Annotated in this window: 12 protein-coding genes; 8 read left to right on the forward strand and 4 right to left on the reverse strand. The window is 64.3% G+C overall.

The annotated features are described in order from the left end of the window. Nucleotides 1-84 precede the first annotated feature (84 nt). Together FQ746_RS14850 and FQ746_RS14855 are read right to left on the reverse strand one after the other, a co-directional pair. Nucleotides 85-948 (reverse strand): carbon-nitrogen hydrolase family protein, encoded by an 864-nt coding sequence (locus FQ746_RS14850; RefSeq protein ID WP_144110126.1) that lies wholly within the window; start codon nucleotides 946-948, stop codon nucleotides 85-87. A 118-nt stretch (nucleotides 949-1,066) separates the two neighbouring features. Beyond that, nucleotides 1,067-5,335 (reverse strand): YhdP family protein, encoded by a 4,269-nt coding sequence (locus tag FQ746_RS14855; protein ID WP_144110127.1) that lies wholly within the window; start codon nucleotides 5,333-5,335, stop codon nucleotides 1,067-1,069. 185 nt (nucleotides 5,336-5,520) lie between these two features. On the opposite strand from FQ746_RS14855, the gene glnE reads away from it, so the two are divergent. After that, complete coding sequence (gene glnE / locus FQ746_RS14860) at nucleotides 5,521-8,316, forward strand: bifunctional [glutamate--ammonia ligase]-adenylyl-L-tyrosine phosphorylase/[glutamate--ammonia-ligase] adenylyltransferase (RefSeq protein WP_144110128.1); 2,796 nt, start codon at nucleotides 5,521-5,523, stop codon at nucleotides 8,314-8,316. A gap of 102 nt (nucleotides 8,317-8,418) precedes the next feature. On the opposite strand, the gene recN is transcribed toward glnE, so the two are convergent. Further along, entirely contained in the window at nucleotides 8,419-10,089 is a 1,671-nt protein-coding gene (gene recN, locus FQ746_RS14865) for a DNA repair protein RecN (protein ID WP_144110129.1), read from the reverse strand. A 75-nt stretch (nucleotides 10,090-10,164) separates the two neighbouring features. Continuing rightward, nucleotides 10,165-11,067: an NAD kinase gene (locus tag FQ746_RS14870; RefSeq protein WP_144110130.1), complete on the reverse strand. Its 903-nt coding sequence runs from the start codon at nucleotides 11,065-11,067 to the stop codon at nucleotides 10,165-10,167. 524 nt (nucleotides 11,068-11,591) lie between these two features. On the opposite strand from FQ746_RS14870, the gene hrcA reads away from it, so the two are divergent. From hrcA to pabB, 7 genes are all read left to right on the forward strand, one after another. After that, on the forward strand, nucleotides 11,592-12,611 hold the full coding sequence (gene hrcA / locus FQ746_RS14875) for a heat-inducible transcriptional repressor HrcA (RefSeq protein ID WP_144110131.1): 1,020 nt from the start codon (nucleotides 11,592-11,594) through the stop codon (nucleotides 12,609-12,611). 173 nt (nucleotides 12,612-12,784) lie between these two features. Next, on the forward strand, nucleotides 12,785-13,855 hold the full coding sequence (gene hemH, locus FQ746_RS14880; RefSeq protein ID WP_144110132.1) for a ferrochelatase: 1,071 nt from the start codon (nucleotides 12,785-12,787) through the stop codon (nucleotides 13,853-13,855). A 7-nt stretch (nucleotides 13,856-13,862) separates the two neighbouring features. Next, nucleotides 13,863-14,270, forward strand: coding sequence for an RNA-binding S4 domain-containing protein (locus FQ746_RS14885; RefSeq protein ID WP_144110133.1), 408 nt, complete (start codon nucleotides 13,863-13,865; stop codon nucleotides 14,268-14,270). Between the two features lie 515 nt (nucleotides 14,271-14,785). Further along, nucleotides 14,786-15,370, forward strand: coding sequence for a nucleotide exchange factor GrpE (gene grpE / locus FQ746_RS14890; RefSeq protein WP_144110134.1), 585 nt, complete (start codon nucleotides 14,786-14,788; stop codon nucleotides 15,368-15,370). A gap of 354 nt (nucleotides 15,371-15,724) precedes the next feature. Continuing rightward, the gene (dnaK, locus tag FQ746_RS14895; protein WP_144110135.1) at nucleotides 15,725-17,674 is read left to right on the forward strand and encodes a molecular chaperone DnaK; all 1,950 of its coding nucleotides are present in this window, start codon (nucleotides 15,725-15,727) and stop codon (nucleotides 17,672-17,674) included. A gap of 315 nt (nucleotides 17,675-17,989) precedes the next feature. Continuing rightward, complete coding sequence (gene dnaJ, locus FQ746_RS14900) at nucleotides 17,990-19,135, forward strand: molecular chaperone DnaJ (protein WP_144110136.1); 1,146 nt, start codon at nucleotides 17,990-17,992, stop codon at nucleotides 19,133-19,135. Between the two features lie 29 nt (nucleotides 19,136-19,164). Then, nucleotides 19,165-21,120, forward strand: coding sequence for an aminodeoxychorismate synthase component I (gene pabB / locus FQ746_RS14905; RefSeq protein ID WP_144110137.1), 1,956 nt, complete (start codon nucleotides 19,165-19,167; stop codon nucleotides 21,118-21,120). Nucleotides 21,121-21,122: the final 2 nt, after the last annotated feature.

The raw sequence follows: 21,122 nt of genomic DNA on the forward strand, positions 1-21,122 counted from the left end.
TGAGTGCCGCGCTTTCAATGTCGCGTTGGGTGAGGTGGATTCCGGTGCAGGGAGGGTGCCGAGGCAAGCCTCGTGTGCTGGACGTCATGCAAGCACGCGATGACGCCAGGCGGGCAGACTCTGCCGCACTTCGTCGATACGCGCCCGGTCGAGATTGCCGGCCACCACGCCGGCGCCTTCGTCGCGCACCGCGACGATTTCGCCCCACGGGTCGATCAGCATGCTGTGCCCCCAGGTCCGGCGGCCGTTTTCATGCTTGCCGCCCTGCGCCGCGGCGAGCACGTAACACTGGTTTTCGACCGCACGGGCGCGCAGCAGCATCTCCCAGTGCGCGCGGCCGGTGGTATAGGTGAACGCCGAAGGCACCACGATCAGCGCGCAATCGCCCATACGCCGGTACAGCTCGGGAAAGCGCAAATCGTAGCAGACCGACAAGCCGACCTGCCCGAACGGCGCGGCGAACGTGCGCACTTCGCCGCCGGGACAGATGGTGCGCGCCTCGTCGAACGATTCGCTGCCTTTCTCGAAGTTGAACAGATGGATCTTGTCGTAGCGCGCCACTTCCGTGCCTTGCGGATCGAACACCAGCGTGGTGTTCAGCACGCGCGAGTCTTCCGGCGCGGTCAGCGGCAGCGTGCCGCCGATCACCCAGATCTTGTGGCGGCGCGCGGCATCCGCCAGGAAGCGCTGGATCGGGCCGTCCCGATACGGCTCGCGAATCGCGAGCTTGTCCGTATCCTTGAAACCCATGAAGCAGAAGTATTCGGGGAGCAAGACGAGTTGCGCGCCATCGGCGGCGGCTTCGGCAATCAGACGTCCGGCTTCCGCGAGATTGCGCTCGCGATCGGGCGTGCTCACCATCTGGAGTGCGGCGACGCGAAACAGGCTCTCGGAGAAAGCGCTGGGCGCCGCGGCGGCTGGGACTGAAGAGACGTGTGTTTCGCTCATGAGCGTTTCGAAAAACTCCCGGCAGAGCGGCGCGAACTGCGTGCGCCGCGGACGTCGTTCAAGGCTGGCTGATTCCGGCGGCTGAGGCTGCGTGGGCAGCTCGTGACAGGCCGTGGGATCAGTTCGCTTCCACGGTCGAAGCCGGAGCGCCCATCTTACCGCGATCGCCCTTGACCCGCTCGACGTGCGGTTTCGACCACGCGCCGGTAATCGCGTATTCCCGCGCGAACGCATGCGAGACCGACTTGCTCAACGCCAGATCCGCGACCAGCGCGCCCAGTCCGATCAACGGGTTGATCACCGTCGCCGCGATCACGGCGGCGCCCGCGCTCACGGTCGGCACGATCTGCACGTGCAGATCCTGAGTTTCCTGGGCGAGATCGACCGAGCCGGTCATGGCCGCGCGCGCGGGTGCCGTGATCATCTGGAAGTTTTCCGTGCGGCCGATGCCGTTGGTCACCTGCGCCGTGCCGCTGACCTTCTCGAACGGCAGCCCTTCGCCGATCACATCGCGGAAATTAAGCGTGACGAAACGCGCGAGACTTTGCAGGCTGAGCACGCCGAGCAGCTTGGCGACGCCCGGATCGACCTTGAGAATCTGTCCGTGCCGCAAGTCGACCGCGAGATTGCCGTTGAGCGTCGGGTAATCGATCGCGGTCGGGCCGCCGCGCCACACCATTTTGCCGGACAGCGAGCCGCTGCCCGCCTTGAGCGTGCGCGGCTGGCCGAAGCGTTCGAGCAGGGCGCCGGCGTCCTTGATGTCCAGCTTGAAATCGAACACGGTGCGCCGCGGCGTGGCGGCGTCCGCGGTATTGCCGAGGTCCACCGACGTGCGCCAGTTGGCCGTGGCCGTCAGGCTCGCGGCCGGATTGGTGATGTCGAGCTTGTCGAGTTGCCAGACCGGCACGCCGTTTTCGTCGAAGTTGTGCGCGTCGACTTCAAGCCGCCCGATATTGCGATCGCGGAAAATCAGTTCGTTCACGACCAGATCGATGGACGGCATGTTTTGCGCCGGTGCCGAGATGGCCTGGCCGAGCAGATCCTTGTCCGTCACCGACGGAATCACCACGCGGGCGAAGCGCGCCTGCAGCGTGCCCGGCGACCCGCGCGTGGCGCCAGGCAGCCAGGACACGTGGCCGGACACCTGATCCGACGCGATGTTCGCCTGCCAGGTGCGGTCCGCCTGCGATGCGCCGACGACCACGTTCTCCCAGTGACGCTTGAGCAGCGTCAACGTGCCGACGTGCACAGCGAAGCGGCTCGGCAGGAATTGCGCAACCGTAGGGTTCGGCCCGGCGGGCACCGCGGACGCGGCGCTTGCAGCCGCGCTTGCAGCCGCGCTTGCAGCCGCGCTTGCCGTCGCAGCGGGCGCCGGCGTGGGCGCTTCCTTACTCCGCATCTGAGTGATGAGCGCGCGCCAGGCATCGGCGTCGAACGCTGCCAGATCGACGGCGGCGACTACACCTTGCGACGGCAGATCGGCGGGTTTGTTGACGCCGACCGAGCCGCGCACGACGGTAGGCGGCGTCTTCGGCGCGTAGCGCAGCAGATAGGTCGCGGCAATCGGGCCGAAGTTCAGATCGGCACGCTCGAGTCCCGCTTCGCCGGCGTCCTTCGACGGGCTGACGGCGAAATGCAGCGGCATCGGCGTGCCGACAGGTTTGTTAAAGGGGGCCGGGAAGTCGAGCGCGAGACCGGTCAGATCGGAGTTCGCGCTCACTTCCGGCAGTTGGCCTTTGGCGCCACGCACGTTCAGCGCATAAGGCGCTGTGCCGCTCATGCGCGTGAGCACTTCGTTAGCCGGGCCGTGCAGGCCGAGGCCACGCGCGGCATCGACGGCAATGTGGCCGCCGAGATCGAGCGCATAAGTGCCGTCCTGCTTCAGGCCGCCGTCGGCGTGCACGTCCCCGCCCAGGAATTGCCCGGTGAGCCGGTCGACCTGCGCCGTGTGTTCGGTAAAGCGCACCTTGCCCCTCAGTTGCGAGAGCGGCGGCACGTTGTCGACCGTCAGACGATTGTTCTGGAAACCGACCGCGCCTTCCACGCCGATATGCGGCATCGGCGTACGCGGCACGGTCAGCTTCAAAGCCAGCGACGCGGGCCCTTCGGCGCGCACTTTCTCGGTCTGGTGTTTTGCCATGATGCCGAGCGAACTGTCGTTGACGTAGGCGAGCATGTCGGCGAGCGGCCCGCGCCCATCGCCCTTGATGATCAGACTCGACGCTTTGGTACCGAGGTCGTCGATCCTGCCGGTGACGCCCGTCAGCGCGACCTGCCTGTAATGCGCGCGATCGATCTCGAAGCGCAACACATTCTGTTTGAGCTCGAACACGCCGTCGATATCGTCGAACGGCGGCCAGATGTTCGGCGTGCCGTTGCGCATGCGGCGCGGCGGGAACGGCGACGGATCGAACTTGCCGCCCTTGAACGGCGCGACGATATGGAACACGCCGGCGGACGGATCGCGCGAGTAGGGGAATTTGGTCAGGTCGCCGTGAATCTCGAGCGTCGCGCCGTGCGAGGTGCCGGCCTGCAAGCCGTGGCCTAGATAAATACGCAGCTTCTCGGTGATGCTGGTCGGCAGATAGCGCGCGATGCGCGTCACCTGCGCGCGCTGGAAGTCGGCCTTCAGATCGAGCGAGCCGCGCCCGTGGCCCGGGTTGCTGTAGTTCGCGGTGGCGGTGGCCGCCACGTCCGCGTTCGACACACCGAAGTCGGTCAGCTTCACGGCGAAAGCGGGGTGGGTTTCGCCCTGCGCTTTCGGCGTGATGGTCCAGTCGGCGCGGCCATGCAGACGGTCGAGCTTAAGACGCGGATCGTCGAACACACCCGGCAGCGTGATGGCAAGGTTCGCGGTTTCGAACGACGCGCTGCCGCGATTTTCGTCGGCATCCACGCTGCCCCACAAATTCTCGATGCCCGGAATCCCGGCGCGCGGGTGATTCAGCGGCGTGAGTCCGGGCGGCGGTTCCTGCGCGGCGAAGCTGATGCCCTGCAGCTGACCTTTGAAGCGATAGCGCTCGATCGGCTCGCTCGCGGCCGCCTGACGATCCGCACCGGCACTCGCGCCGGCGGCTGGAGGTGGCGACTCCAGCTTGCCGCGCTCCACTTCGATCACGTAGTCGGCCACTTGCCCGCGTGGATTGAAGCGCACGAGATTGTTCAGAAGGCGCCTCGGCAGCGGCAACGCGCGGCTGAAGTCGGCGAGGATGCCGAGGTCCACGCGGTCGCCGCTCACGCTGATCAACTGGCCGTGTTCCCGGGTGGCGGTGCGGTAGCGGCCGTCCAGCGTCTCGAACGACAGCGTGCGCACGAGCGGCGTGCCGTCGTCGAGCGGCGGCTGGCCGAGTTCGGCTTCCAGGTTCTTCAACTGCACCTGGTAATCGCCGTCCTTGTTTTCCACCTGCCAGGAGAAATGCGCGTTGGGCACCAGCAGCTTCGGTTGCGTCGAGCGCACCCGCATCGCGACGTCGGCGCCTCTGAGCTGGCCGCCGGCCGACTTCATCCGGCCATCGGCAAAGTCCAGCCAGATTGCGTTGTCGATGCGGCCGGCGAACATCTCGATCGGCAAATTGATGTAGCGCGCGAGCGCCGGCAAATCGACCGGGCCAGTCGATACATAAGCCTGACCGGTCCAGTTGACCGGCTTGCCGATCGCGGAGAGCGGCGAGTGCCGGAAATGCGTGCGGAAATCGACCGGACCACGCAGCACCTGGCCGTCGGCCGGCGCCTGCAATGCCATACGGTGATCGAAGCCGCCGTTCAGGATGGCGATGCGGATGTCGCGCAACGCGAGTTCCGGCGCATCGTGCTGGGCATCGCGCCAGCGCAGCACGCCGCCGCGCACGACGATCGCCTGTTGCCGCAAAAGCCAGGTGGACAGCACGTCGTTACCGCTGTGCCGGGTCGGCACGGGCACCCCGGCAACCGACAGCACGCCGTCGCCAGCGCGCGCGACCAGCACGTCCGGTTCGTCGACGATCAGACTCGAGAGTGCCGGATGAAACTGCCACAACGATTGCCAGGACAGCGTCGCCGTGGCGTGCGGAATGGTCAGCGCAGGTTTGCCCGACGCATCGCGAATGACCAGATTGGTGACGTCGACGCCAGGCTGAAAGCCGCTCCAGTAAGGCGCGAGCTTGCCGATCGTAAATGGCGCGTGCAGCTTCTCCGAAACGATCGCCTCGATGCGCGGGCGGAACGTGTCGATACGTGGCAGCAGCAGATAGCGCAAGCCGAGAAAGAGCCCGGTTGCAACGAAGTACAGGATGAGTGCCAGTCCGAAGACCACGTGAAAGGTCCGACGCAGCACGATGTGGTCTCTTCCGCTCACAGGCCGGACCAGCCCGGTTTCGTGCTGGTCGGCGGATTCGTTTCGCTCGGACATGCTGCGGCGGGTGGGCGTATGGTAGTTTTGCGAATTAACGACGAAATGTAACACACGGGGATGTCTCGGCGAGCCTTGCTGCAAGCCTGACGGCCAACCGCCTCACGCGTTGCGCGAGGGTGCCGGACCCGGTGCTACGGCGATCTGAACCAAGCTGTTCAAGCAACGAGCGAGCCAGACCATTCATGACCGATGCCACCCTCCTGAGTTCCAATTATTCGCATTACGCAGCGCGCGCCGTGGCAGCCCGGCCGGCGCTCGTCGAACTCGTGGAGACGCTGGCCTCGGCGCCGCTCACGCGCGAGCGCATCGACGCCCGTTTCGACGAGTTGTGCGTGGAAGCGGCGGGTGGCGTGGCCGGCGCGGCACTCGGCGAGGATGCACTGAAACGGGCGTTGCGCCAGCTGCGCACCGAGGTCTTTTGCGCCGTGATGGAGCGCGATCTGGCTGGCGAGGCCGATGTCACCGAAGTAACCGGCGTGATGACCGATCTGGCTGAAACGACGATCCAGCGTGCGTTGGCGGTGCTGTCCGCCGAGCTGGAAGCGCTCTACGGCGAGCCGCGCGGAGCGGAGGGCCAGCGGCTCGCGCTCGGCGTGGTCGGAATGGGCAAGCTGGGCGGGCGCGAGTTGAACGTGTCGTCGGACATCGACCTGATTTTCATCTACGAGGAGGATGGCGAGACGGCCGGCGGCCAGCGCTCGCCGATCGCCACGCAGGAGTTTTTCACGCGCCTCGGCAAACGGCTGATCGGCGCGCTCGCCGAAGTGACGGCCGACGGTTACGTGTTCCGGGTCGACATGCGGCTGCGGCCGAACGGCGACTCCGGACCGCTGGTGTGTAGTCTCGGCATGCTCGAGGAATATTTTTACGTGCAGGGCCGCGAGTGGGAACGCTATGCGTGGATCAAAGGCAGGATCGTGTCCGAAGGCGAGAGCGAGGCGGCCGGGCGCATGCAGAAGCAGCTCGATGCGATCGTCACGCCGTTCATCTACCGGCGCTATCTCGACTTCGGCGTGATCGGCGCGATTCGCGCGCTGCATCTGCAGATTCGGCAGGAAGCGCAGCGGCGCGCGTCGATGCGGCCCGACAAGGCCGACGACATCAAGCTGGGGCGCGGCGGCATCCGCGAAATCGAATTCAGCGCACAAGTATTTCAACTGATCCGCGGCGGTCAGGACGCGGGCTTTCGCATCCGGCCGACGCTCGCCGTGCTGCGGCATGCGGCCACGCATGGGCTGATCGACACGTCGGTGTGCGTGAAACTCTCGCAGGCCTACCGTTTCCTGCGCGAACTCGAACACCGTCTGCAATATCGCAACGACGCGCAAACCCACGCGATGCCCGTCGATCCCGACGAGCGGGCGGCGCTGGCCGAAGCGATGGGCTGCGACGACTACGCCACGCTGATGACGAAGCTCGACGCGCATCGTGAATTCGTCGAGCGGCAGTTCGACCAGATTTTCGCCGACAAGGTGAACGGCCGCGACGGCTGCGGCGCGCCGGAAGACGGCGCCGCCGCGTGGGTGTGGAGCAGCGCGCTCGCCGACGACAGCGCCGACGACGCGTTGCGCGATCGACTGATCGAACTGGGCGTCGACGAGCCCGGCGAGTTGCTCGCGCGGCTGCGTGCGGTCTGGCAGTCGTCGCGCTATGCGGGGTTGGCGGAGCGCAGCCGGCAACGTTTCGACATCGTCGCGCAGCGCGCGCTGGAAGCCGCACGCACGCTCGAACCGCCGGCGCGGCGTGGCGACACGGTGGCGCGGTTCTTCGATCTGCTGGAAGCGGTCAGCCGCCGCGGCGCTTATCTCGCGCTGCTGACCGAGTATCCGCAGGCGCTGCATCGGGTGTTGTCGGTGCTGGGCGGCTCGCGCTGGGCGGCCGGGTATCTGATCCGCCATCCGCAACTGCTCGACGAACTGCTCGACGACGAAGCGATGGACAGCCCGTTCGACTGGCCCGAGTTCAAGCGCTCGCTGCGCTTGCGTCTCGCAGCCGCCGACGGCGTCGAGCAGCAGATGGACTTGCTGCGCCACGCGCATCAGGCCGAAGTGTTCCGCATTCTGCTGATCGATCTGGATGGCAAGCTCAGCGTCGAGCGGGTTAGCGACCGCTTGTCCGAACTCGCCGACGCGGTGCTCGACGTCACGCTCGAAGCGGTCTGGCAGCAACTGCCCAAGCGGCACCGCGAGGTGCCGCGCTTCGCGGTGATCGCCTACGGCAAGCTGGGCGGCAAGGAACTGGGCTACGCGTCCGACCTCGACGTGATCTTTCTCTACGACGACCCCGACGATGCCGCCGCCGAGGTCTACGCCACTTACGCGCGCCGTCTGATTACATGGCTCACCATGGCGACCGGCGCCGGCACCCTGTTCGACGTCGATTTACGGCTACGGCCGAACGGCGCGTCGGGCCTGCTCGTCACCGACCTCGACGCGTTCCGCCGTTATCAACTGCGTGAAGGCGATGCGGCGAACACCGCGTGGGTGTGGGAACACCAGGCGCTGAGCCGCGCGCGATATTGCGCGGGCGATGCGGAGATCGGCGCGCGCTTCGAGACGATCCGCGAGCGGGTGTTGACCACGCCGCGCGAGGCCGGACCGCTCGCGCGGGAGATCGTCGAGATGCGCGCGCGCGTCGAAGCGGGGCACCTGAACCGCACGGCGCTGTTCGATCTGAAGCACGATGGCGGCGGCATGGTCGATATCGAGTTCACCGTGCAGTATTGGGTGCTGTTGCATGCCGCCAGCGATCCCGAGCTGATCCGCAATACGGGCAATATCGCGCTGCTGCGCGAAGTGTCGCGCTTCGGCCTGATGAGCGAGGCGGAAGCGGAGACCGTCGGCGCGGCGTACCGGACTTATCGACGTCTGCAGCACAAGCTGCGGCTGGACGGGATGGAAAAGGCACGCGTCGATCCGGCGCTGGTGAGCGCCGAGCGGGAAGCGGTGCTGGCTTTGTGGAAGCGGGTTTTTGGGTGAGGGCGTTGCGGGCTTCGGGGCTGTGCTGGCCTCGCAAGCGGGCGTTATACACCGGCGTCGTAAGCGGCGACCGTTTATATAACACCCAGCCGCGTTTCTGAATCAGGCGGCCAGCATTTCCTTCGCGTGCTTGCGCGTGGTCGCCGTGATTTCCAGCCCGCCCAGCATGCGCGCGACTTCTTCGACGCGGCTCGCGCGGTCGAGCGCGGTCACGCTGCTGGTCGTGCCGCCCTTGCCGTTACCGGCCTTGGCCACCTGGAAGTGATGATCGCCGCGCGCGGCGACCTGCGGCAAGTGCGTGACGCACAACACCTGGCGAGCCTGTCCGAGTTGATGCAGCAGACGCCCGACCACTTCGGCGACGCCGCCGCCGATTCCCGTATCGACCTCGTCGAAAATCAGCGTGGGAGTCGGGCTGGCCGCGCTGGCGATGACCGCCAGCGCGAGGCTGATGCGCGCCAGTTCGCCGCCCGATGCGACTTTGGCGAGCGGCCGCAACGGCACGCCTGCATGACCGGCGACGCGAAATTCGACCTGTTCGAGCCCATGCGCGCCGCCCTCGGGGAGTGGGACCAGCGTCACGTCGAAACTGCCGCCTTGCATCGACAGTTCCTGCATGCCGGTAGTGACCGCGGCGCCCAGCGCCTTGCCGGCTTTGGCGCGTGCTTTCGAGAGTTTTTTCGCCTCGGCGAGGAACGCTTCGCGGGCTTTGGCTTCGGCAGCGTTCAGGCTGTCGAGGTCGGCGGCCGCGTCCAGTGCGGCGAGTTGCGCGCGGCGCGCCTCGTGTTCTTCCGGCAGTGTTTCCGGCTGCAGGCGAAATTTGCGCGCGGCGGAGTGCAAGGCGTCGAGCCGCTTTTCGACTTGAGCGAGCCGTTCGGGATCGAGTTCGAGCTTTTGCGCGTAGTGACTCAGCGAGTAGGCCGCTTCCTGCAAATGGATTTCGGCGGGTTCGAGCGCGGCGAGTACGTCGTTCAACGCCGGATCGATGTCGGCGAGGCCGCGCACTTTGGTGACGATGGCGGCAAGATGCGTGATCATCGCCTCGTCCGATTCGGATAGGGCGCCGAGCGCGCCTTGCACGCCGTCGATCAGATTCGCCGAATGCGACAAACGGTGATGCTCCGCGTTCACCTCTTCCCACTCGCCGGCTTGCGGCGCGAGCTTGTCCAGTTCCGTGAGTTGCCAGGCGAGGCGCTCGCGTTCGAGTTGCAATTCGCGGTCGCGGGTTTTCGCATGCTCGACGGCCTGCACCTTTTCGCGCCACGTCCGCCACGCGCGGGTGACGGCGGCGGCGGTGTCGGTCAGGCCTGCGTGGGTGTCGAACAGTTCGCGCTGCGCGTCGGGGCGCATCAGCAACTGGTGCGCATGCTGGCCGTGTATATCCACCAGCATTTCGCCGACTTCGCGCAATTGCGACAGCGTCGCCGCCGTGCCGTTGATGAACGCGCGCGAGCGGCCGTTCGCGTCCACCACGCGCCTCAACATCACGGTGCCGCCATGGTGGCCGTCGTCGGCCGGCGCGCCCAGCGCCTGCTCGTCGAGCCATTGGTCGACCTGCTCGTGCGTCTCGAATTCGGCGGTGATGTCGGCGCGGCTTTCGCCGGTGCGCACCACGCCGGCGTCGGCGCGGGCGCCGAGTGCGAGCGCCAGCGCGTCGATCAGGATCGACTTGCCAGCGCCGGTTTCGCCTGAAAAGACGGTGAAGCCGCTATCGAATTCGAGGTCGAGCGCGGCGACGATGACGAAGTCGCGAATCGAGAGGTGGCGAAGCATGGAGGTCGTCTGGTGAACTGGGTGGTCGGTTTGGCGTGGCGGCGCGGACTCCGCGCTCCAGTGGCTCGGGTCCGCTCAAGGCTTCGGATCTTCTTCGTGCGAAGGGTATTCGTTCCAGTGCAGCTTCTTGCGCAGCGTGGCGTAGTAGCTGTAGCCGACCGGATGCAGCATTGGCACCGTATGCCGCGAGCGGCGCACTTCGATCGTGTCGCCCAGTTCGAGCGAGGTGAACGACTGCATGTCGAAATTGACGTTCACTTCGCGGCCCGAGACGATCTGGATGCTGACCTTCGAGTCGTCCGGCAACACGATGGGCCGGTTAGACAGCGCGTGCGGCGCAATGGGCACCAGCACGATGCCCTGCAGTTGCGGATGCAGAATCGGCCCTTGCGACGACAGCGCGTAGGCGGTCGAACCGGTAGGCGTGGCGACGATCAGCCCGTCCGAGCGCTGGTTGTACATGAAACGCCCGTCCACCGACACGTGCAATTCCGCCATGCCCGAGAAGCCGCTACGGTTCACCACGACGTCGTTGAAGGCCAGCGCGTGATAGATCGCATTGCCGTCGCGCATGATGCGCGCCTCCAGCAGGACGCGTTCTTCGCGCTCGAAATTGCCGGTCAGCATTTGCGGCACGATCTCGCTCATATCGGAGATCGGAATGTCGGTAATGAAACCGAGCCGGCCGTGGTTGATGCCGATCAGCGGTGTGCGATAGGGCGCCAGCTGACGCCCTATACCGAGCATCGTGCCGTCGCCGCCGAGCACGACGGCGACGTCCGCGCGTGCACCGATTTCGGCGGGACGCAGCGCCGGGTAATCGGTGATGCCGATTTCCGCGGCGGTGTCGGCTTCGAACACGACGTCGAAACCGCGTTTGGCGATGCACGAGGCGAGCGCTGTCAACGGCTCACCGATGCCGGGCGTGTTGTTGCGCCCCACGAGGGCGACGGTCTTGAACTGACTGGTCACTTGCATGCCGGCATTACACCATAGGTAGGGCCTGAAAAGAACGGCGCAGCGGGTCGATCGCGCGACTGCGGCAGCTTGGTCGGGAGGCTGGCTGTGGTGCCGGCCGCGACGGTGGCTGTGGTCCTGGCTGCCGCGCCGGCCAGGTTAATGGCCAGGTTAATGGCCAGGTTGATGTCCGGGTTGATGGCCGAGGCGCGGGCCGAGACGCTTGCCGAGGCGCGGGCCGAAGTCCCTGTAAGCTCGCTGGCAGACACGGGCCGCCGGCCGATCGCACGATTATCGTTAGAATGGTGACGCCTCGATGACAGGCGCGCCGCCGACAGTGGGCTCGTGCGCTGCCAGACGGGTCGCCCGAGGGGTGGCTGGCCAGGCACGAAGTCACGGGGAAGCGGGCGGCGCGGCGTCGGACAGGACGCCATCCTTTTCGCAAAATCCCATCTTGCCGGGCGGTCGTGCGATAGTCTGTGGCGGGCGTCGCCGGCGCTCGCGGTCGTATTGTTCGTGTTGTCATTGAGCTAAAATTTTCCGTCATGCTAGATCCTCGCGCACAAACCCTCCTCAAAACGCTGATCGAGCGCTACATCGCCGAAGGTCAGCCGGTCGGCTCGCGCACGCTGTCACGTTATTCCGGCCTCGAACTCAGTCCGGCCACCATCCGCAACGTGATGTCGGATCTCGAGGACCTCGGCCTCGTCATCAGCCCGCACACTTCGGCGGGCCGCATTCCGACTCCGCGCGGCTATCGTCTGTTCGTCGACACCATGCTGACGGTCGAATCCGCCGCCGACGAAGAAGCGGTGATGCGCACCATCAAGACGACGCTGCAAGCCGGTGAGCCGCAAAAGATCGTCGCCGCCGCAGCCAGCGTGCTCTCCAACCTGTCGCAGTTTGCCGGCGTGGTGCTGACGCCGCGGCGCAGCCACGTGTTCAAGCAGATCGAATTCATGCGCCTGTCCGACAAGCGCATCCTGTTGATCATCGTGACGCCCGAAGGGGACGTGCAGAACCGCATCATGGCCACCCAGCGCGACTTTTCGCCGTCGCAACTGGTCGAGGCGTCGAATTACATCAACGCGCACTTTGCGGGACTTTCGTTCGACGACGTGCGCCGCCGCCTGCGCGAGGAAATCGACGAACTGCGCGGCGACATGACCACGCTGATGCACGCCGCCGTTACCGCCAGCACGGACGAAGCCGACACGGGCGAAACCGTGCTGATTTCCGGCGAGCGCAATCTGCTCGAAGTCGCCGACCTCTCGTCGGACATGGCGCGCTTGCGCAAACTGTTCGATGTGTTCGATCAAAAGACGAGTCTCCTTCAGTTGCTCGACGTGTCGAGTCACGCCGCGGGGGTGCAGATTTTCATTGGCGGCGAGTCCAATCTCGTGCCCATCGAAGAAATGAGCGTGGTCACGGCGCCGTACGAAGTGAATGGGAAGATCGTCGGCACGCTTGGCGTGATCGGGCCGACCCGCATGGCCTATAACCGGGTCATTCCGATTGTCGACATTACCGCGCGGCTGCTCTCGCTCACGCTTAGCCAGCAGTAAGCGTGAGCCCGGCTGCCGCGCTTTCGTCCCATGCCGCAAATGATGCGATACGCCACGCGGCTTGCCAATCGGCCGAATGGCCTAGGACGACGGGCGAAATTCGCCGCGACCCCGCCGCTATAATGATTTCCTCCTGAACCGACTCGCCGCTTGCCGCGGCGCACCTGCTGCCTATGCGCTTCGACCTCGAGCGGCCATCGCAGAACGCCACGTCGCACCGCGTCGCCGTGCTGTTGATCAATCTCGGCACGCCCGACGCGCCGACGCCGCGCGCAGTCCGCCGCTATCTCGCGCAGTTCCTGTCCGACCCTCGCGTCGTCGAAATTCCCGCGTTGCTCTGGCAGATCATCTTGCGGTTGCTCATCCTGCCTTTCCGCGGTCGCGCGTCGGCGAAGAAATACGCGGCGGTGTGGATGCCCGAAGGCTCGCCGCTGCGGGTTCACACCGAAAAGCAGACTGAAGGTCTGCGTCACCTGCTGCATCTGAACGACTACACGGTGCTGGTCGACTATGCGATGCGCTACGGCACGCCAGGCATTCCGGCGATGCTCAACCAGTTGAAGCTGGCGGGCGCCGAACGCGTGCTGCTCGTGCCCATGTATCCGCAATATTCGTCGTCGACGACCGCTACGGCTTTCGACGACGCGTTCTCTGCGCTCAAGCGCATGCGCAACCAGCCGGAAATCCGCACGGTGCGGCACTACGCCGACCATCCGGCCTATATCGGCGCGCTGGCCGCGCAGGTGCATCAATACTGGCAGCAGCACGGCCGTCCGGACTTCGCGGCGGGCGACAAGCTGGTGCTGAGTTTCCACGGCGTGCCCAAGCGCACGATGAATCTCGGCGATCCGTACCACGAGCAGTGTCAGCAAACCGGTGCATTGCTGATGCAGGCACTGGAGCTGACGTCGGTGGAATGCCGGATCACGTTCCAGTCGCGTTTCGGCAAGGCGGAGTGGCTGCAACCCTACACCGCGCCCACGCTGAAAGAGCTGGGGGCGGCGGGCGTGCGGCGTGCCGATGTGTTCTGTCCGGGCTTTACCGCCGACTGCCTCGAAACGATCGAGGAAATCGGCATGGAAGTGCGCGACGAGTTTCTTCACGCGGGCGGCAAGGAGTTTCACCGCATTGCCTGCCTGAACGCGTCGCCCGTGTGGCTAGCCGCGCTGGGCGAAATCGTCGCGCAGAATCTGCAGGGCTGGCCAGTGCAGGCATTGCCGGTGCCGCACACCACGGGAGCCTGAACCCGCCATGAACTACCAAATTTCGACCGAACCGGGCGCGAAACTACGTATCGACAAATGGTTATGGGCTGCGCGCTTTTTCAAGACGCGTTCGCTCGCGGCCGACGCGGTCGAGAAAGGTCACGTGAGGATTGGCGGAGCCAGCGTCAAGCCGGCGAAAGACGTGCGGGTGGGCGACCTGGTCGAGGTCGAGATCGAGCGGATCGTCTGGCAGATCGAGGTGCTGGGCGTATGCGACGTGCGGGGGCCGGCGAGCATTGCACAGACGCTTTACGCAGAAACCGAAGAGAGCAAGGTAAAGCGGCAGGTCGAGCAGGAGCGCCGTAAAACTTATCGGGAGCCGGCGGCCGCATTGCACGGCCGGCCGACTAAACGCGACCGGCGCACTATCGACAAACTTTCAGGTGGGGATTGAAGAGCTGTTCCATGGTGGCGTGCACGCCACCGTACTCGGTAGTGTGGTCGTTGACGGCGCCGGACATACAGATGGTCGTGGTGCCCGCAATCAAGACCAATGCGACCACCGAGATTGCAAAGGTCAGTTTCACGGGACTCCCCTCGGGAAGGTGCAAAAGGAACTGGCGAATCGGCGGGAACTGCAAGGTGTTGGAAAGGCGGCTGTCAGATCAGGGTTAACACGCCGTTTTGAAGCTTTAGTGGAGCATAGGCCAGTTGCAGATAGCACTCAATCTCTATCTGATTGCGCCACGATAATGGTTGTAACGGCGCGTTTCCGCGTGTTGGCCGAAATGGCGAAAACTTCGCGAAGGCGCTTGAAATGGGTCTTTCCGGCCCCACCTGCCGTTTCGATACGCGGCAACGCGGCGCCTTGTCTGTAGCTCTTTTGCAACGCACAATGCGCCCCTGCTTTGGCGCGTTGCCGCCACGTTGGCATTTATTGGCAATTACCTTTTACCGACTTTCAGCGACATGGAAAACACGCAAGAGAACCCGACGAGCCAGAATCCCACGCCCGCCGACGAAACCGCGCGTCAGGCCGCCGAGGCCGCAGCATCCCAGCAGGACCCGGCAGCCGGCGGTGCGACTGAGACACCCGCAGCTGGCGTGGAAGCCGCGTTGGCCGAAGCCCAGTCGAAAATTGTGGAATTGCAGGAAAGCTTCCTGCGCGCCAAGGCCGAAACCGAAAACGTACGTCGCCGCGCTCAGGAAGACGTGACCAAGGCGCACAAGTTCGCGATCGAAAGTTTCGCCGAGCATCTGCTGCCGGTTATCGACAGCCTCGAGGCCGCGGTCGCCCACTCGTCCGACGACCTGCAGAAGGTGCGCGAAGGCGTCGAGCTGACGCTGCGCCAGCTTACCGGCGCTCTGGAGAAGGGGCGCGTCGTTGCCCTGAACCCGGTCGGCGAGAAGTTCGACCCGCATCGCCATCAGGCCATTTCCATGGTGCCGGCCGAGCAGGAGCCGAATACCGTGGTCGCCGTGCTGCAGAAGGGCTTCGTGATCGCCGACCGGGTGTTGCGTCCGGCGCTCGTGACCGTCGCAGCGCCGAAGTAAGGGCGTGTAAGGGCGTCGTTTCAGGCAGGCTTGCCAGGGCGGTTCCTTTTGAGCCAGCCTCGCCATCGGGGCGGCTTAGCCCGCGATCGGCTCCAGCAAGCCCGTCAATCTTGTCGCCCGTTGAGCCCGCGGGTCTCCCAGTCTTCGACATGCCGGCGTCCGGCTTATGGCCGCGACGTCATCCAGCTTCGAACGATTGAAAAAAATTAAAGACCGCATCGCAAAAGAGGTCTTGAAAACGATGCGGTCGCACTTATGTTGAGTGCAGGTTAGGAATTCAGAGCGGATCGCCTTTCCGCCAGATGGCAAAACAAGGCGATTCCCGCAGCGATCAAAGTCAGGAGATTTAAAAAAATGGGCAAAATCATCGGTATCGACCTCGGCACGACCAACTCGTGCGTGGCGATCATGGAAGGTAATTCGGTCAAAGTGATCGAGAACTCGGAAGGCGCGCGTACCACGCCGTCCATCATCGCTTACATGGAAGACGGCGAGATTCTCGTCGGCGCGCCTGCCAAGCGTCAGTCGGTCACCAACCCGCGCAACACGCTGTACGCGGTCAAGCGCCTGATCGGCCGCCGCTTCGAAGAAAAAGAAGTGCAGAAAGACATCGGCCTGATGCCGTACAAGATCATGAAGGCCGACAACGGCGACGCATGGGTCGACGTACGCGATCAGAAGCTGGCGCCGCCGCAAATCTCGGCGGAAGTCCTGCGCAAGATGAAGAAGACCGCTGAAGACTATCTTGGCGAGCCGGTCACGGAAGCAGTGATCACGGTTCCCGCGTACTTCAACGACAGCCAGCGTCAGGCTACCAAGGACGCAGGCCGCATCGCTGGTCTGGAAGTCAAGCGCATCATCAACGAGCCGACCGCAGCCGCATTGGCATTCGGTCTGGACAAGGCCGAAAAGGGCGACCGCAAGATCGCGGTGTATGACCTGGGCGGCGGTACGTTCGACGTGTCGATCATCGAAATCGCCGACGTCGACGGTGAAATGCAATTCGAAGTGCTGTCCACGAACGGCGATACGTTCCTGGGCGGTGAAGACTTCGACCAGCGCATCATCGACTACATCATTGCCGAGTTCAAGAAAGAGCAGGGCGTCGATCTGTCGAAAGACGTGCTGGCCCTGCAACGCCTGAAGGAATCGGCTGAAAAAGCCAAGATCGAACTGTCGTCGAGCCAGCAGACCGAAATCAACCTGCCGTACATCACGGCCGACGCATCGGGTCCGAAGCATTTGAACCTGAAAATCACGCGTGCGAAGCTGGAAGCGCTGGTCGAAGAACTCATCGAACGCACCATCGAGCCGTGCCGTGTGGCCATCAAGGACGCGGGCGTCAAGGTCGGCGAAATCGACGACGTGATTCTGGTCGGCGGTATGACGCGTATGCCGAAGGTGCAGGACAAGGTCAAGGAATTCTTCGGCAAAGACCCGCGCCGTGACGTGAACCCGGACGAAGCCGTCGCTGTTGGCGCCGCGATTCAAGGTCAGGTTCTGTCGGGCGACCGCAAGGACGTTCTGCTGCTCGACGTGACTCCGCTGTCGCTCGGCATCGAAACGCTCGGCGGCGTGATGACGAAGATGATCAACAAGAACACCACGATCCCGACCAAGCACGCACAGGTCTACTCGACGGCCGACGACAATCAGGGCGCCGTGACGATCAAGGTGTTCCAGGGCGAACGCGAAATGGCAGCGGGCAACAAGCTGCTCGGCGAGTTCAACCTCGAAGGTATTCCGCCGGCACCGCGCGGCACGCCGCAGATCGAAGTGAGCTTCGACATCGACGCGAACGGTATCCTGCACGTCGGCGCGAAAGACAAGGCAACCGGCAAGGAAAACCGCATCACGATCAAGGCGAACTCGGGTCTGTCCGAAGCCGAAATCGAGAAGATGGTGAAGGACGCCGAAGCAAACGCCGAAGAAGACCATAAGGCGCGTGAGCTGGCCGATGCCCGTAACCATGGCGACGCGCTGGTCCACAGCACGAAGAAGGCGCTCACCGAGTACGGCGACAAGCTGGAAGGCGACGAGAAGGCCAAGATCGAAACCGCGCTGAAGGACCTCGAAGACTCGCTGAAGAGCGGCTCGAGCGACAAGGCCGAACTCGAAGCCAAGATCGAAGCCGTGGCAACCGCCTCGCAAAAGATGGGCGAGAAGATGTACGCGGACATGCAGGCAGCACAGGGTGCCGAAGCAGCGGCAGCCGGTGCGGCAGGCGCGGGTGCATCGGCCGGTGGCGCGAGCCAGCAGGACGACGTGGTCGACGCAGACTTCAAGGAAGTGAAGAAGGACTGAGGTCGAGTCGAATAGCGGCGGTACGTTGACTACGAATCGAGCGCAAATGGACCACGGCGCCGCACCCGGAAACAACGTGTGCGGCCTGGCTGTCCGGGCTGCTGCGGACTCTGTATCCGTTCGGGGCAACCGGAAAACGCAAGAGCGGTAATCGCGCCTGGCGAGCCTTTTGGGCTCGCCGGGCACATTTGTTTTATGGAGGACGTTGTTTTGAGCCGCGTCGACGCGGCTGAGAATGGCGGCCGGACGAGTCGTGAGACTCCAGCATTCAAGAGGAGCCACTGCGCCCCATTGCGCAAGTGGCGTTGAACCGACATGGCGAAACGGGATTACTACGAGGTTCTGGGCGTCGCAAAGAACGCGAGCGACGACGAAATCAAGAAGGCTTATCGCAAGCTGGCGATGAAGCACCACCCCGACCGCAATCCGGGCAACAAGGATGCGGAAGAGCAATTCAAAGAGGTGAAGGAAGCCTATGAAATGCTCTCGGACTCGCAAAAGCGTGGTGCGTACGATCAGTACGGACACGCCGGCGTCGATCCGAACATGGGCGGAGCCGGTGCACAAGGGTTCGGCGGGTTTGCCGATGCGTTCGGCGATATTTTCGGCGACATCTTCGGTCAGGCAGCCGGCGGCGCGGCCCGAGGCGGCGGTGGCGGCCGCGCGGGCCCGCAGGTGTATCGCGGCGCCGACCTGCGCTACAGCATGGAAATCACGCTGGAACAGGCCGCGCACGGCTACGACACGCAAATCCGCGTGCCGAGCTGGGTGTCGTGCGAAATCTGTCATGGTTCGGGCGCCAAGCCCGGGACCAAACCGGAAACCTGCCCGACCTGTAGCGGTTCGGGTTCCGTGCGTATGTCGCAGGGCTTCTTCAGCATCCAGCAGACCTGCCCGAAGTGCCACGGCACGGGCACCTTTATTCCCGAGCCCTGTGGTCACTGCCACGGCGCGGGAAAGGTGAAGGAAACCAAGACGCTGGAAGTCAAGATTCCCGCAGGTATCGACGACGGCATGCGGATCCGTTCGGCCGGCAACGGTGAGCCGGGTATCAATGGCGGTCCGTCCGGCGATCTGTACGTCGAAATTCATATCAAGCAGCACTCGGTGTTCGAACGCGACGGCGACGACCTGCATTGCCAGATGCCCATTCCGTTCACGACGGCCGCGCTCGGCGGTGAAATCGAAGTGCCGACGCTCGCCGGCCGCGCCAGCTTCACGGTGCCGGAAGGTACGCAGTCGGGCAAGACGTTCCGTCTGCGTGGCAAGGGCATCAAGGGTTTGCGCTCGAGTATTGCCGGCGATCTGTACGTTCATGTGCAGGTCGAAACGCCGGTCAAGCTCACCGAACCGCAACGCGATCTGCTCAAGCAGTTCGAGAAGGCGCTGGTGGAAGGCGGCTCGCGGCATAGCCCGCAAAGCAAAAGCTGGTTCGATCGAGTGAAGAGCTTTTTCGACTGACGCGGTGAATGAAGTAGTTGGCGGTTCGCATGACAGTAGATGAACCCAGCGCGGTGTTCGCGCTGCTCGACGACAGCCATGCGACGGCGGCGCGTCGGTCGAGCCGTCTATACACGAAGTTCGTGCGTGAACATCGCTGTGTGGACGCGTCGCAACTCGAATCGGTGTGCAACGCGGCGCAGGTCGACATGCAGCATGGCCTGCATGCCATCGTGCTCGCCGACTTCGAATTCGGCCGGCATCTCGCGCAAGCGGCCGGTCCGGAACAGAAAACGCAGTGTGGCAATGCCACGCTGCGTTTTTTATTGTTCGAACGCTGCGACAAACTCGCACGCGATGAGGTCGACGCCTGGCTCGCCGCGCAAGACCGTCCGGCAGACAACCCATCACGCGACGCCTGCGAGGAACCGTCGGTCGCAGGCACGCTGAACATGCAGGCGAGCGTCGATCAGACGCAATTCGGCGCGGCAATCGACGCCATCCACCACGCTCTGCGCGCGGGCGATTCGTATCAGGTCAACTACACGTATCGGCTGGATTTCGATGTGTTCGGGCCACCGGTCGCGCTGTATCGGCGGCTTCGCGCGCGTCAGCCCGTGCCTTACGGCGCGCTGATCGCGTTGCCGGACGGCCAGTGGGTGCTGTCCTGTTCGCCGGAACTGTTCGTCGAGAAAGAGGGCGCGACGTTGCGCGCGCGGCCGATGAAAGGGACCGCGCCGCGCTCGAACGATCCCGCCGCGGATCGCGCGGCCAGCGAGTTCCTCGCCAACGACTCGAAGAACCGCGCCGAAAACCTGATGATCGTCGACCTGCTGCGCAACGATCTTTCGCGCGTGGCACAGATCGGCTCGGTCACGGTGCCGGCGCTGTTCTCGATCGAGCCGTACATGTCCGTGTGGCAAATGACCTCGACCGTGCAGGCGAGACTGCTAGAAGGCACGAACTTCGCCGGAATCGTGCGCGCGCTCTTTCCTTGCGGCTCGATCACCGGCGCGCCGAAATATCGCACGATGCAGTTGATCGACTCGCTCGAGAGCACGCCGAGAGGTCTTTATACCGGCGCGATCGGATGGCTCGACGCGGCCACGAACGAGGCCATTAACAAGGCCACGAACAAGGCCACTAACAAGGCCACACCGCTTACCGACGGCATCTGCGGTGACTTCTGTTTGTCGGTCGCCATCCGCACGTTGACCTTGACACCGACCTCGCAGCGCGATGCATTCAAAGGCCAGATGGGCGTAGGCGCGGGCATCGTGCTGGACAGCATCGCCGCTCAGGAATACGCGGAGTGTCAGTTGAAGGCGCGTTTTCTGACCGCCGCCGACCCAGGTTTCGAACTCTTCGAAACCCTGCACGCGACGAACGAAGCGGGCGTCAGACATCTGTCGCGTCATCTGGCAAGACTGGCGGCGAGCGCCAAAGCGTTCGGCTTCGCATTCGGCTTCGACGACGCATCCCGACTCTGCCAGCAGATAGCCCGGCAGTGCGCCGGGCTTGCCAAAGAAACACCCCACCGGATGCGAGTGACGCTGAACAAAAGCGGCACAATCAGCATCACGAGCGCAGTGCTCACGCCGCTTGCCGGGGACGTCGTGAATGTATTGCTGGCACCAGACCACGGTTTCAAAAATACCGTCGCTCACGACCCACTGCTGCAACACAAAACCACCCAGCGTGCCGACTACGATCGCGGCTGGCGCGAGGCGGAGAAAAGAGGCGCATTCGACACGCTCTTCTTCAACGAGCGCGATGAGTTGACCGAAGGCGGCCGCTCGAATGTATTCGTGAAACTGGCGGGCCGCTGGTGGACGCCGCCGTTGACTTCGGGCGTGCTGCCCGGCGTGATGCGCGCCGTCCTGCTGGAAGACGCGGACCTGCAGCCCGAAGAAAGAATCCTGACCCGCGCGGACGTGCTCAACGCCGAAGCCCTGCTGATCTGCAACGCACTACGGGGCGCGCTACCCGCACGAATCCTCCGCTAAGC

It is taken from the genome of Paraburkholderia sp. BCC1886 (assembly GCF_900996245.1).
Classification (GTDB): domain Bacteria; phylum Pseudomonadota; class Gammaproteobacteria; order Burkholderiales; family Burkholderiaceae; genus Paraburkholderia.